This is a genomic window from Variovorax sp. Soil_C_17, assembly GCF_057657265.1.
Genome location: NZ_JBDGIT010000002.1, coordinates 641,932 through 655,802, shown reverse-complemented (window position 1 = coordinate 655,802; position 13,871 = coordinate 641,932). Strand labels below are relative to the sequence as shown.

General features: G+C 69.9%; 10 protein-coding genes. 8 read left to right on the top strand and 2 right to left on the bottom strand.

What is annotated here, in order from left to right; genetic code table 11:
- Position 1: 1 nt before the first annotated feature.
- Positions 2-832: a DODA-type extradiol aromatic ring-opening family dioxygenase gene (locus AC3A6Y_RS11645; RefSeq protein WP_487868379.1), complete on the bottom strand. Its 831-nt coding sequence runs from the start codon at positions 830-832 to the stop codon at positions 2-4.
- A gap of 91 nt (positions 833-923) precedes the next feature.
- Between AC3A6Y_RS11645 and AC3A6Y_RS11640 the strand changes: the two genes are divergently transcribed.
- The 7 genes from AC3A6Y_RS11640 (at position 924) to AC3A6Y_RS11610 (ending at position 9,957) form a co-directional block, all read left to right on the top strand.
- Entirely contained in the window at positions 924-1,811 is an 888-nt protein-coding gene (locus tag AC3A6Y_RS11640; protein ID WP_487868378.1) for a LysR family transcriptional regulator, read from the top strand.
- 69 nt (positions 1,812-1,880) lie between these two features.
- Positions 1,881-3,854, top strand: coding sequence for an ABC transporter ATP-binding protein (locus AC3A6Y_RS11635; protein ID WP_487868377.1), 1,974 nt, complete (start codon positions 1,881-1,883; stop codon positions 3,852-3,854).
- Positions 3,855-4,051: 197 nt separating this feature from the next.
- Positions 4,052-5,434, top strand: coding sequence for a DUF2868 domain-containing protein (locus tag AC3A6Y_RS11630; protein WP_487868376.1), 1,383 nt, complete (start codon positions 4,052-4,054; stop codon positions 5,432-5,434).
- Entirely contained in the window at positions 5,431-6,870 is a 1,440-nt protein-coding gene (locus AC3A6Y_RS11625) for a GTPase/DUF3482 domain-containing protein (protein ID WP_487868375.1), read from the top strand. The genes AC3A6Y_RS11630 and AC3A6Y_RS11625 overlap by 4 nt, the downstream gene beginning before the upstream one ends.
- Positions 6,871-6,878: 8 nt before the next feature.
- Positions 6,879-7,631 carry a glutamine amidotransferase gene (locus AC3A6Y_RS11620; RefSeq protein ID WP_487868374.1) on the top strand — a complete coding sequence of 251 codons (753 nt, stop codon included), beginning with the start codon at positions 6,879-6,881 and terminating at the stop codon, positions 7,629-7,631.
- 89 nt (positions 7,632-7,720) lie between these two features.
- The gene (locus AC3A6Y_RS11615) at positions 7,721-8,365 is read left to right on the top strand and encodes a CDP-alcohol phosphatidyltransferase family protein (protein ID WP_487868373.1); all 645 of its coding nucleotides are present in this window, start codon (positions 7,721-7,723) and stop codon (positions 8,363-8,365) included.
- Between the two features lie 38 nt (positions 8,366-8,403).
- The gene (locus tag AC3A6Y_RS11610; RefSeq protein ID WP_487868372.1) at positions 8,404-9,957 is read left to right on the top strand and encodes a phospholipase D family protein; all 1,554 of its coding nucleotides are present in this window, start codon (positions 8,404-8,406) and stop codon (positions 9,955-9,957) included.
- Positions 9,958-9,974: 17 nt separating this feature from the next.
- Here AC3A6Y_RS11610 and AC3A6Y_RS11605 read toward each other — a convergent pair whose 3' ends face one another.
- On the bottom strand, positions 9,975-10,991 hold the full coding sequence (locus tag AC3A6Y_RS11605) for a Bug family tripartite tricarboxylate transporter substrate binding protein (RefSeq protein ID WP_487868371.1): 1,017 nt from the start codon (positions 10,989-10,991) through the stop codon (positions 9,975-9,977).
- Between the two features lie 182 nt (positions 10,992-11,173).
- Here AC3A6Y_RS11605 and AC3A6Y_RS11600 point away from each other — a divergent pair, with 182 nt between their 5' ends.
- The gene (locus AC3A6Y_RS11600; RefSeq protein WP_487868370.1) at positions 11,174-13,822 is read left to right on the top strand and encodes a helix-turn-helix transcriptional regulator; all 2,649 of its coding nucleotides are present in this window, start codon (positions 11,174-11,176) and stop codon (positions 13,820-13,822) included.
- The last annotated feature ends 49 nt before the right edge of the window (positions 13,823-13,871 follow it).

The window sequence follows — 13,871 nt, the reverse complement described above, 5'->3', positions numbered from 1 at the left end:
CTCAGGCCGAATCACCCGCCGCGGCGCCGAAGCGGTAGCTGGACACCACCGCGCCCCCCATGAAGGCCTCCTCGTGGTAGATGCGAATGCCCGCATCCTCCCCGGCCGCACCGGCGGCGACCATCAACGGGATCAGGTGCTCCTCGCGCGGATGCGCGATGCGCGCCGAGGGCGCCTGCGACCAGGCCAGCAGGCGCTCGATGCGCTGCGCGGGCGTCGCATGCACGGTCTGCGCCAGCCAGTCGTCGAAGGCCTTCGACGGCTCGTGCGCCTGCGGGCCCAGATTGCGCAGGTTGTGGTAGCTCAGGCCGCTGCCGACGATCAGCACGTTCTCCTGCCGCAGCGGCGCCAGCGCGCGGCCCAGCGCCACGTGCTCGGCCGGGTCGAGCCCGCGCCGCAGCGACAGCTGCACCACCGGCACCTCGGCCTTCGGGTACATCGCGGCCATCGGCGAGAACATGCCGTGGTCGAAGCCGCGCTCGGCATCGAAGGCCGCGGGCAGGCCGGCCGCTTCGACCAGGCCCTGCACGCGGCGCGCCAGCGCGGGCGAGCCGGGGGCGTCGTAGTGCACGTGGTAGGTGTGCTCGGGGAAGCCGCCGTAGTCGTAGATCATCGGCGGCTTCGGGTTGCCCGTCACGGTGAAGGCCGGGGCCTCCCAGTGGGCCGAGACCATCAGGATGGCGTCGGGCGTGCGGCCGATCTGGCGCGGCATGTCGGCCAGCGCAGCCTCGAGCTGCGCGTAGGCATCGCCCATCTCCTTCTTCATCCATGGCCAGGGGCCGCCGCCGTGGGAGATGAAGTAGGTGGGAAGGGTGTCGCGGGTCGTGCTCATGGAATGCTCCTTGGCTGCCAGTCTAGGGATTTCCCGTTGAGAAATCGACAAGCTAGGATGCATCGTTTCCTTTCTTCCCAGGAAATCGAACATGGACCGACTGACCAGCCTGCGCGTCTTCCGCGAAGTCGTGGATGCGGGCAGCTTCGCCGCCGCCGCCGCCCGCCTGGAGATCTCGGCGCCGATGGCGAGCAAGCACGTGGCGCAGCTCGAGCAATCGCTGGGCGCGCGGCTGCTGCACCGCTCGAGCCGGCACCTGAGCCTGACCGAGGCCGGCCGCGCCTGGTACGAGCAGAGCGGGCGGGCGCTCGACCTGCTCGACGCCGCCGAGTCCGCGATCAGCCGCCGCAACGAGGCGCCGCGCGGCCAGCTCAAGGTCAGCGCGCCCGTGTGGTGTGCCACGCCGCGCATCGCGCGGGTGCTGGCCGACTACCGCGAGCGCTTTCCGGAGGTGCTGGTCGACATGCATCTGGAGAACCGCAAGGTGGACCTGGCGGCCGACGGCTACGACCTGGCACTGCGCGCCACGCAGGAGCCTTCGCCGGCCCTGATCGCGCGGCCGCTCACCCGTCTGCAATTCCACCTGGTGGCCTCGCCCGACTACCTTGCGCGCACCGGCCGGCCCGCGACGCCGGCCGAACTGGCGAAGCTCCACGCCATCGTGCCCAGCTACGTGAACATCGAGGGCCTGACGCTCAAGGGCCCGGGCGGGCGGCAGACGCCGCTGCGGCTGCAGCCGGTGATGAAGTCCGACGACACCACGCTCACGCTGCATGCCGTGCGGGCGGGCATGGGCATGGCCTTCCTGCCTGATTGGCTGGTGGACGAGGACCTGGCCGGGGGCCATCTGGTGCGGCTGGTGCCGGATTTCGCGGCGCCGGCGATGACGCTGTACGCGGTTTATATGAGCCGGCAATACATGGCGCCCAAGATGCGCAGCTTCATCGATTTCCTGGGGGAGCGCCTGGTGCAGGCCTGAGCCCAAGCCCTTCCCCTGCACAAGCCCATGCCCCCCGCTACAGTGACGCCTCACCGGAGATTCCCTTTCTTGTTCACCTACTTCGAAAAACTCCTCCACCCCTATCCTTCCGCCGAGCCCGCCCTCCCCCCGCGCGGCTTCTTCGCGTTCATCTGGGCCTGCACCGAGGGCCTGCGCGGCAAGATCCTCGCGATGGCGCTGCTCACGGCCGCCATGTCGGCCTTCGAGGCGCTGCTCTTCGCGATGCTGGGGCGCATCGTCGACTGGCTCGGCGGCCAGGTGCCGGCGCGGCTGTGGGAAGAGCGCGGCACCACGCTGACGTGGCTGGGCATCGCGCTGGCCGCCAGCATCGCCGTGGTCGCGCTGCAGACCATCGTCAAGCACCAGACGCTGGCGGTGAACCTCCCCATGCGCCTGCGCTGGAACTTCCATCGGCTGATGCTGGGCCAGAGCATGGCCTTCTACCAGGACGAGTTCGCCGGCCGCATCACCGCCAAGGTCATGCAGACCGCGCTGGCCGTGCGCGAAACCCTCTTCGTGCTGGCCGACGTGCTGGTGGCCATGACGGTCTACGTCGCCACCATGATCGTGCTCGCCGCCGTGCTCGATCGCCAGCTGATGCTGCCCTTCGCGATCTGGCTCGTGCTCTACATCGCCGCGCTGTGCTTCTTCGTCCCGCGGCTGGGCAAGATCGGCAAGGCGCAGGCCGATGCACGCGCCCTGATGACCGGCCGCATCACCGACGCCTACACCAACATCGCCACCGTCAAGCTGTTCTCCCATGCGCACCGCGAGGCCGGCTTCGCGCGCGCGGCGATGCAGGATTTCATGCTCACCGGCTACGGCCAGATGCGGCTGGTGAGCGCCTTCGAGATCACCAACCACGCGCTCAGCATGGGCCTCACGGCCGGCATGGCGGGCATGGGCTTGTGGCTGTGGTCGCAGGGCGCGGTGGGCGTCGGCGCAGTGGCGGCGGCGACCGCGATGGCGCTGCGGCTGCAGGGCATGTCGCACTGGATCATGTGGGAGATGACCAGCCTGTTCGAGAACATCGGCACCGTGCAGGACGGCATGAAGACGCTGTCGCGCCAGCGCACCGTGCTCGACGCGCCCGATGCCGCCACGCTCACCGTGCCGCGCGGCGAGGTGCGCTTCGAGCATGCCAGCTTCCGCTACGGCCTGGACCCGGCCGAAGGCGGCCGCCGCGTGATCGACGACCTCACCTTGACCGTCGCGCCCGGCGAGAAGATCGGCCTGGTCGGCCGTTCGGGCGCGGGCAAGTCCACGCTGGTGAACCTGCTGCTGCGCTTCCACGATCTGGAAAGCGGCCGCATCCTGATCGACGGCCAGGACATCGCGCATGTCACGCAGGACTCGCTGCGCGCGCACATCGGCATGGTGACGCAGGACACCTCGCTGCTGCACCGCTCGGTGGCCGACAACATCGCCTACGGCCGGCCCGACGCGAGCGCGGCGGCGATCCGCGCGGCGGCCGAGCGCGCCGAGGCGCACGACTTCATCGAATCGCTCGGCGATCCGAACGGCCGCCGCGGCTATGAGGCGCATGTGGGCGAACGCGGCGTCAAGCTGTCGGGCGGCCAGCGCCAGCGCATTGCCATCGCGCGCGTGATGCTGAAGGACGCGCCGATCCTGCTGCTCGACGAGGCCACCAGCGCCCTCGATTCCGAGGTCGAAGCCGCCATCCAGGCCAGCCTGTACCGGCTGATGGAAGGCAAGACCGTGATCGCGATCGCGCACCGGCTCTCCACCATCGCCGCCATGGACCGGCTGATCGTGCTCGACCAGGGCCGCGTGGTCGAGCAAGGCGACCACCAGACGCTGCTGGCCCGCGGCGGGCTCTACGCGCGGCTGTGGGCGCACCAGAGCGGCGGGTTCCTGGGCGAGGACGACGGGGATGGCGACGACGAGCGACCCGCAGTCCCTGGCGAGTCCTACAGTGCGCGAAGTCGGGCGACTACAGCCCGCCAGCCCGTTGCTGGCACTCTGGAGCGGTCTTCAACGCAAGAGGAGCCTGCGCCGTGAATTCCATCATCTACATCGTCGGTCTGGTCGTGGTCGTGGTGGCCGTCCTGTCTTTCTTCGGGCTGCGCTGACACCACCAGCGCGGCATGTTCCTGCCCGCGCGGGCAGGCGTCTCGGGGCCGGTCGCGGCCCCGTTTTTCATTGCCGAAAGGAAGCGCCCCCCGGGCATAATTCCGCGCTCTTCTCGAAGGAAGCCGTTGAATCCCGGAGCGCTCCCCTTTTCTTTTCAGGATGCGGCGATCGCCGAGGCCGTGCAACAGGTCGAAGAGGCCGGCCCGCTGGACGATGCCCAGGCGATGCGCGAGGCGATGGCGCTCCACACCGACGGCGGCGGACGGATCGTCGAACGCGCCCGACTGCTCGGGCACCGCATCGGGTTGCAGGACGAGCTGGCACGCGCCCGAACCTGGGCCCCGTGGGTCCTGCTGGGCCTGGTCGCCCTGATCGTGCTCGGCGGCCTCACGCTCGCCGGCAGCGTGGTCGGCGGCAGCGAACGCAGCATCAACGTGGTGGTGGCGCTCGCCAGCCTGCTGGGCCTGCATCTGCTGACCCTGCTGCTGTGGCTGCTCGGCCTGCTGCTGCCGCCGGGCTCCCTCCATCTGTCCCTCGGCTGGCTCTGGCTGGCGCTCACGGCACGGGCCGCCGGCGGTCGCCGGGGCCAGGCGCCGCTGTTGCTGCGCGCGGCCACCCGGCTGCTGGTCCGGGCGCGGCTCGCGCCCTGGGCGCTGGGCTTCGTGAGCCATGCGATCTGGTCGCTGTCCTTCCTGGTCGTGCTGGCGGTGCTGCTCTTCTCGCTGGCCTTTCGCAACTACACGTTGAGCTGGGAAACGACCATCCTCGACCCGGACTTCTTCGTGCAGGCCGTCCAGTGGCTGGGGCGTGCACCGGCGTGGTTGGGCTTCCCCGTGCCGGACGCGCAAACGGTGCTGTCGCCCCGGGCGGCGGCGCCCGGCCAGCGCGACTGGGCGCTGTGGCTCACGGGCTGCATCCTGGTCTACGGGCTGCTCCCGCGCCTCGCTCTCGCGCTGCTGTGCGCGGGCGTCTGGCGCGCGCGCCGCCGGGCTTTGCAGCCCGACCTGTCGCTGCCCTACCACCGCCGGCTGCTGGCGCGCTTCGAGGCGCTGGCGCCGCGGCAGATCGTCGATGCCGACCCAGGCAATGCACGGCATGGCGCGCTGGCCGGCCTGGCCGCGGACCAGACCCGCGACACGCTGATGGCGATCGGCTTCGAGCTGCCCGAGGAACTGCCCTGGCCACCGGCCGCGCTCGATGCCGCGGGCGCGCAGGCGCTGCGCATCGACGGCAGCGCCGGCGCCCGGCGCGAGGCGCTGGACCTGTTGGCGCGGCTGCGGCCGCGGCGCGTGCTGGTCGGCTGCAACGCTGCCGCCACCCCCGACCGGGGCACCGAGCGCTTCCTGCGCGAAGTGGCCGCCTTCAGCAGCGAATGCCGGCTGTTGCTGCAGGGCAGCGGCGCCACCCCGGAGGCGCGCAACCGATGGCATGCGTGGCTGGCCGATGCCGGCCTCGAGCGCATCGAGGCCAGCGACGAACCCCGGGGCGCGCTGCGCGGATGGGCATGAGCTTTACGGAACCCATCCGCATCGCCGTCGTCGGCCACACCAATGCCGGCAAGACCTCGCTGCTGCGCACGCTGACGCGGCGCGTCGACTTCGGCGAGGTGTCACGCCAGCCCGGCACCACGCGCCACGTCGAGGCCATCGAGCTGCAGGTGGACGGCCGCGCCGCCGTGCGCTTTCTCGACACGCCGGGCCTGGAAGACGCGGTCGCGCTGCGCGAGCACGTCGACGCTCTGGACGACCGCGGCGATCTCACCCCGCCGGAGCGCATCCGCCGCTTCCTTGCCGGGCCCGAGGCGCACGGCGTGTTCGAGCAGGAGGCCAAGGTGCTGCGTGCCTTGCTGGAGGTCGATGCGGCCTTCCTGGTGATCGATGCGCGCGAACCGGTGCTGCCCAAGTTTCGCGCCGAGATCGAGCTGCTCGGCGCTTGCGCCCGGCCGCTGCTGCCGGTGCTGAACTTCCTGCGCGAGGCCGGCACTCGCGAAGGCGCGTGGAAGGAGCTGCTCTCCGCCTACGGGCTGCACGTGGTGGTGCGCTTCGACGCCGCCGCCCCCTTCGTCGGCGCCGAGCGCGAGCTCTACCGCGACCTCGCCACCCTGCTGCGCGAGCGGCGCGCGCAGCTCGACCGCATCGCCGCCTTTCTCGACGAGGAATTCGCCCGCCGCCGCCAGGCCGCCGGCGAGCGCATCGCCGAGCTGCTGGTCGATGCGGCGGCCATGCGGCGCACGGCCTCGGCCGTCGAGTTCGAGATCGAAACCAGCCGCGAGCGCCTGGTCGCCGCCCTGCAGAAGGCCGTGTTCGACAAGGCGCAGCGCTGCGCCTCCGACCTGCTGGCCCTCTACGGCTTTCGGGAGAACGATGCCGACGAGGCCCCGCTGCCGCTGATCGAAGGCCGCTGGACCATGGACTTCTTCCACCCCGAGGCGTTGAAGGACGCCGGCATCCTGCTCGGCAAGGGCGTGGCGGTGGGCGCCGCCGTCGGCGTGGTGGCCGACCTGGCGCTTGCCGGCCTGTCGCTGGGCGCCGGCGCGGCGCTGGGTGGCGCCATCGGCGGCGCGCTCTCGCAGGGCTTCGGCCCGCTGGGCCGCAAGCTCGCCAACAAGCTGCGCGACGTGCACGAGCTCACGGTCGAAGACCGCGTACTGGTCGTGCTGGCCGCCTGGCAGCTGAAGCTGCTGCGCGCGCTCGAACGGCGCGGCCATGCAGCCGTCGATCGAATTGCCGCCCGGACGCCGACGGACGGGCCGACGGACGCCCTGGAAGCCGCCCGCCGTCCGCTCGCCGAGCTGGTGCGCGCCGCCCAGCCCGCGCGCAGCCATCCGGACTGGGACAGCGAGGCGCGCCTGCGCTGGCGCGAGGCGCCGCAGCGGCGCGACGTGGTGCTGCGGGTGGCGCAGCAGGTCCCGGCCGCCATTCAGGCCTTCGAGCGTGCGGCATGATCGGGCGCATGGAAGACCTCTCTCCCCGGCCGCTGGCCATCATCAAGGCCGGCGATACCTTCGGCCCGTTGCGCGAGCAGCGCGGAGACTTCGAACACTGGGTGCTGGCCGGCCTGGGCCCCATCGCGCTGCCCGTCGTCGTGCTCGATCCGCGCCGCGGCGACACCCTGCCCGCGCCGGCGCAGATCTCGGGCGCCATCGTGACCGGCTCGCACGAGATGGTTTCGCATCGCGAGCCCTGGAGCGAGGCCACGGGTGCCTGGCTGGCGCAACTGGTCGCGCACGGCACGCCGTTCCTGGGCATCTGCTTCGGCCACCAGCTGCTCGCGCATGCCCTGGGCGGCGAGGCCGGCAACCATCCCGGCGGCCCCGAGATCGGCACCGTGCCGATCGAGCTGACGCCCGAGGCCGCCGACGACGCCCTGCTGCGTGAAATGCCCGCGCAGTTCGACGCCCAGGTGGTGCATTGGCAGAGCGCCCTGCGTCTGCCTCCGGGCGCCGTGCGCCTGGCGGGCAATGCCTTCGAGCCCCACCAGGCCTTTCGCGTGGGGCCGCGCGCCTGGGGCCTGCAGTTCCATCCCGAATTCGATGCCGAGGTGATGCGCGGCTATGTCGACCATCTGGCCGGGGAACTGCGTGCGCTCGGCACCGAGCCGGACGTACTGCGCAGTCGCGTGGCCGGCAGCGAGGCCGCGACCGGCCTGCTGCGGCGCTTCGCCGGCATCGCCGAGGCGCACGAAACCGCAGCGACGCCGGCCTGAACCCCCACGCCGGCATCGACCGGCGACTACACGCGGCCGGCGGCAGTTGCGCTAAGGTGCATCGCATTCCGTCCCACTGAAGAACAGCCATGTCCACCCCTACCCCGGTCGCGGCGCGGCCCCGCAAGCACTTCTCGATGATCCGCGGCTTTCACCTCGCCGACTTCTTCACGCTCGGCAATGCGGCCTGCGGCGTCGGCGTCGTCTTCCTCGCGATGGCCTACATCGCGACCCAGCAGCTCGCGCATTTCATGTGGGCGGCGGCGCTGGCGCCGGCCGCCTTCGTCTTCGACGTCTTCGATGGCCGCATCGCGCGCTGGCGGCAGACGCAATCGGCGCTCGGCCGCGAGCTCGACTCGCTGGCCGACGTGATCTCCTTCGGCGTCGCGCCCGCCGCCCTCGGCTTCGCGGCCGGGCTGGACGGCGGCTGGGACTGCCTGATCCTCACCTACTTCGTCTGCTGCGGCGTGAGCCGGCTGGCGCGCTACAACGTCACGGCCGAGGCGCTCTCGGAAGGCGGCGCCAAGGTCAAGTACTTCGAGGGCACGCCGATCCCGACCAGCGTGGTGCTGGTCGGCGTGCTGGCCTGGGCGGCATGGCAAGGCCGTATCGGCGATGCGGCCTGGGGCGGCGCCTGGATGCTCGGGCCCTGGGTGCTACATCCGCTGACGCTGCTGTTCGCGCTGTCGGGTACGTTGATGATCAGCAAGACGCTGCGCATTCCGAAGCTGTAGGCGTCCTTGCGCCCCGCATGCCGGTTACCCTCCCGGCAATGCGATCCCTGCGCGCCTTCCTTGCACTTTCGCTGGCCTTTTTCCTCGCGGCCTGTGCGACGCTGCCGGCGACGGTCCAGCGCCCACCCTCGTCCGCCTTCACCAGCACCGACGACACCCTCCTGGGCCAGGCCTTGGCGCCCGAGCTGGCCGCGCATCCGGGGCTCACGGGCATCCTGCCGCTGATCGACCCGCGCGAGGCCTTCGCCGCGCGGATGACGCTGGCCCAGGCGGCCGAGCGCAGCCTGGACATGCAGTACTACATCTGGCGGGGCGACACCACGGGGCAGCTCCTGTTCGAGGCCGCCTGGGCGGCGGCCGAGCGCGGCGTGCGCGTGCGCCTGCTGATCGACGACAACAACACCAGCGGACTGGACGGCACCCTGGCCGTGCTCGATGCGCATCCCAAACTGGAGGTCCGGCTCTTCAATCCCTTCGCCAACCGCGGCCTGCGGGCCGGCGATTTCGCACTCGACTTCTCGCGCGTCAACCGGCGCATGCACAACAAGTCCTTCACGGCGGACAACCAGGCCGCGATCGTCGGGGGCCGCAATGTGGGCGACGAATACTACGGGGCCGACCAGCAGTTCGGTTTTCAGGACCTCGACGTCGTCACGGTCGGGCCGGTGGTGCGCGAGGTCTCGCGCCAGTTCGACCTGTACTGGAACAGCGAGGCCGCCTATCCCGCCGCCGCCCTGCTCGGCCCGCCGCCGGCCGACGCGGCCGCGCGGCTGCTCGCGCAGTGGGCCAACCTGCGCCAGCAGCCGCAGACGCAGCAGTACCTGGAGGCCGTGCGCCAGACGCCCCTGATGCGCGAGGTGGCGGCACGCCGCCTGCCCTTCGAGTGGGCGAATGCGCACGTGGTGAGCGACCTGCCGTCGAAGGTGCGGGCGCCCGGCGGGCGCGAGCAGCATCTGCTCATGTTCCCCCTGCTCAGGGAAGCGATGGGCGAACCCCGGCGCGAGCTCGACCTGGTGTCGCCCTACTTCGTGCCCGGCGCGGAGGGTGCGCAGGAACTCGCCGCGCTGGCCCGGCGCGGCGTGGTGGTGCGCGTGCTGACCAATTCGCTGGCCGCGACCGACGTCGCCGCGGTGCATGCCGGCTATGCCCGCTACCGCAGGGAGCTGCTGGCCGGCGGGGTCGTCCTCTACGAGCTCAAGCCCGGCGCCGCGCCGCCGCCGCGACCGGAGGAGGAAAGGCGTCTCAACCCCAGCGGCAGTTCGGCCGCAAGCCTGCATGCCAAGACCTTCGCGGTGGACCGCAGCCGAGTCTTCGTCGGCTCGCTCAACCTCGATCCGCGCTCGGTGCACCTCAACACCGAGATGGGCGTGGTGATCGACAGCCCCATCCTTGCGCGGCGCCTGGGGGTGCAGATCGACCAGGTGGTGCCGACGCTGGCCTACGAGGTGCGCCTGCCCCGAGGCGGCGGCATGGAGTGGATCGAGCGCGGCCCCGAGGGCGAGACGCGCTACCGCAGCGAGCCCGACACCAGCGGGCTGCGGCGGCTGTGGGTCGAGTTCCTGTCGCTGCTGCCGATCGAGTGGCTGCTGTAGCGCGGACGGCCAGCGCCTCAATCCACGTTCGCGCCCGAAGCCTTCACCACCTTCGCCCACTTGATGTGTTCGCTGTCGATCAGCTTGGCGAACTCGGCCGGCGTGTTCCCGCTCGGGATCGCGCCTTGGGCCAGCAATCTCTCCTTGATGGCCGGGGTGCCCAGTGCCTTGGCGACCTCCTGCTGGATGCGGGTCACGATCTCCTTCGGCGTGCCGGCGGGCGCGAGCAGGCCGAACCACGAACTCGCCTCGTAGCCCTTGAGCGCGGGGCCTCCGACCTCCTCCACCGTGGGCACGTCGGGCAAGGCCGGGGATCGCTGCGCGCTGGTGACGGCCAGCGCCTTGAGCTTGCCGGCCCTGATTTGCTGTATCGAAGCGGGCAGGTTATCGAACATCACGTCGGCATTGCCGCTCACCAGGTCCAGCAGCGCCGGGCCCGAGCCCCGGTAGGGGATGTGGATCATGAAGGTGCCGGTCATGGTCTTGAAAAGCTCGCCGGCCAGGTGGATCGAGGTCCCATTGCCGCCCGAGGCCATGTTGAGCTTGCCCGGGTTGGCCTTGGCGTACTCGATGAAGTCCGCCACGCTGTCGATGCTGAGCGCCTTCGCCTTCTCGGCATTCATTTCCATCACGTTCGGCACTGCCGCCACGAGCGTGATCGGCGAGAAGTCCTTGATCGGGTCGTAGGAAAGCTTGCGGTAGAGCGCGCGGTTGATCCCATGCGTGCCCACGGTGCCCATCACCAGCGTGTAGCCGTCGTTGGGCGACTTGGCGACAATCTCCGTTCCCACGTTGCCACCGGCGCCTGCGTGGTGCTCGACGATGAACTGCTGGCCGAAGGCCTTGGACAATTCCGGCGCCATCACGCGCGCGAGAATGTCGGTGGTACCGCCGGGCGGGAAGGGAACGACAAGGCGCACAGGCTTGTCCGGCCAGCTGCCCTGCGAGATTGCGGGCCTTGCGGCGAGCAGCAGCGCCCCGACAGCGGCGATGACAAAGGCAGTGCGGACGGAGGCAAAGGAAGGAAATCGCATGCTGGATTCCTCTTGAGGCATGGGCGCCGAGTTTTACAGATCGCGCGTCGCTTGGGCCGCAGGGAATAACCCGCGTTCATCCAGGCGCCCAGCAGTTTCACTCCCAGCCGGTGGTGCCGGTCAACTGTTGCAGCGCGGACACGGCCGCGCCATGGCTCGCAGCGCTATAGTGAGCTTCACCCATGCAGTCCGTCAGTCTTGCCAGAGCCAAGATCCAGGCGCCCCGCTTCCGCAGGGGGCTGATCGAGCGCAGCGAGCTCGAGGAGCAACTCGGCAATGCGCTGGCGAGCCGGCGCGTGGTCCTGCTCGTGGCGCCCGCAGGCTATGGCAAGACGGCCGCCCTGTCGCGCCAGCTGCAGCGCCTTCCTCCAGCCCGTGCCGTCGCCTGGCTCACCGCGGACGAAGAGGACGACCTGGAAAGATTTCTCTCCCATTTGATCGAGGCGCTGGAACCTTTGGATCCGCCATGGCGGCTGGCAGCCGAGGCCCTTTCAGAGCTGGTGGCACACGGGAGGCTGCGCGAGGCGGCGTCCGCATTGGCCGGCACGCTCGAAGCCACCGACACACCGGCTGGTGCCGTGATCGTGCTGGACGACCTGCACACCGTCGCGGATGCACGGGTGTTCGAGTTCCTGAGCCATTTGCTGGACGGCCTGCCGCACAACTGGACGCTCGTGATCGCGACGCGCCTGGAGCCGCCGCTGGCGCTGGGGCGCTGGCGCGCGCGGCGCGAAGTGGCCGAGTTCGACGAAACGACCTTGGGCTTTTCCGGAAAGGAGGTCGAGGATCTGTGGCGCCATGCCACCGGGCGGGATGATCCCGAACAGGCTGCGCGCCTGCTCGACCGGACCCAGGGCTGGGCCGCCGGGCTTTGCCTGAGCCTCGAGACATCGCAACGGACGGCCGCGACGATGCCCAAGGGCGTCTGGCATAACCGCCGCCACCTGTTCGAGTATCTGGCCAACGAAGTTCTCGAAGATCTCCCGGCCGACTTGCAGGCGTTTCTCCTGCGCTGCTCGGTCCTCCCGGAACTCACGGTGCCGGGCTGCAGGCACGTGAGCGGCAACCCGCGCGCGGCTGAACTGCTGGAGGACATCGAACGCCGCCGCCTGTTCATCTCCGTGCTCGACAGCGAGGCCTTGACGCTGCGCCTGCACGATCTTTTTCGCGACTTTCTCGAGGAGCATCTGCGCCGGCTCCACCCCGATGAGGTGCCGGCACTGCTGCGCCGCGCTGCCCAGGTCGAGGAGGACCCTGTCCGCCGCACAACCCTGTTCCTGCGCGCCGGTGCCTGGGACGACGCGCAGCAGGGTCTGATCGAGGCAACAGCGGACATGCTGGCCCGCGACAAAGGCGTCCAGGTGATTCGCCTCGTCGAGCAGTTTCCCGCCGACGTCCAGGCCCAATCGCCCGTGTTGGCCTATGTCCGGGGCTGGTGTGCCTGGCCGCACTATCAGTACGGTTCTGTGCGGTCGACGATGGAGCATGCCGCGGCCGGTTTCGATGCGCTGGGGAGGCACCACGACGCCCAGCGCGCGAGAGCGATGCAGGCCTTGGCCACGCTGTTCTGCGGCGACCTGGAAGCTGCGCGGCGCCTGAGCCAGGTGGTTCGTTCCCGATCCATGGATCTCGAAACCGAGACCCTCAGCGAACTGCTCGACTTCTGGTACGAGACCCGGCACGGTCCGCTCGAAGGGCCCGGCAATCGCCTTGCCAGGATGGTCGATCTGCTCATGCAGATCGGCAGCGCGGAACTGTGGTTTCGCTGCACGCCCCGCGTCAACATGATCATCAGCCGCCCCGGCGTGAGCGCCCAGATTCAACGCATGGTTCACGGCGCCAGGGCGGCCACCGGCGAAGGGCACTGGTCCCTGCAAGCCAGCGTGAACATGCTGGAGGGCTGGCTGTATCTCTGGCAAGGCAGGATTGCCGAACTCGAGGGCGCTTTTCAAAGGATCGAAGAAGATTCGCAGTGGCTGGGCCAGCCCGCGGGTTTGCTCATCCGCATGCTGACGCTGAAGGTCTACTACCAGGTGATCTGCGACGACAAGGATGCCGTGCGCGCAACGTGCGACGCCATCGCCGCATATGCTTCCATGGTCGACCGCGCCAGCGATCTGGCGCTGATATTTCGTGGCACCGTCGTGAAGGCCTCGGCCGCAATCGGAGACTGGCCGACCGTGCGCATGCACGTGCCAACGCTCGACCTCGAGGTCGGTCATGAGAACCCCGGCATGCAGATGGCCCTGCGCTGCTTCAAGGCGCAGCTGGCATTGCACGAGGGGCACATCGGCGAGGCCCTGACGACGCTTCGCGAACTGGCGAAGAAATCGGCCCTGCTCGACACCAACAGCGTCGATGCCACGGTCCGGACACAGCTTGCGCTGGCCGAACTCGCCGATGGGTCACCGACGGCAGCCTGGCGAGCACTGCAGCCCTTGATCGATCGGGTGCAGGCAAGCGGCAACGTCGGCCAGGCCCTGGTGATGGGTACCCAGGTTCTGACCGACCTGTCGCTCGCCTCATGGGGAGATGCCGCCCCCCGCGAAGGGGTGGCAACCCTGCGCCATTGGGTGGAAACTGCAAGGCGTTTCCAGGCCGGCTCACACGAGAAGCCACGTGCTTCGACAGCCAACGACGCCGGCCTCAGTGCCCGGGAACTCGAAGTCCTCGGACTGCTCGCCGACGGCCAAAGCAACAAGCTGATCGCCCGCGCCCTGGACCTCAGCCCGCACACCGTCAAGCGCCACGTCGCGCGCATCCTCGACCGGCTCGATCTGGCCTCGCGCATGCAGGCCGCCCAGTGGTACCGCACACGTTTGGGCACCTGAAACATGCCCCCTATGGCAGGGGCTGTGATCGTTATCGCAAACAATCGTT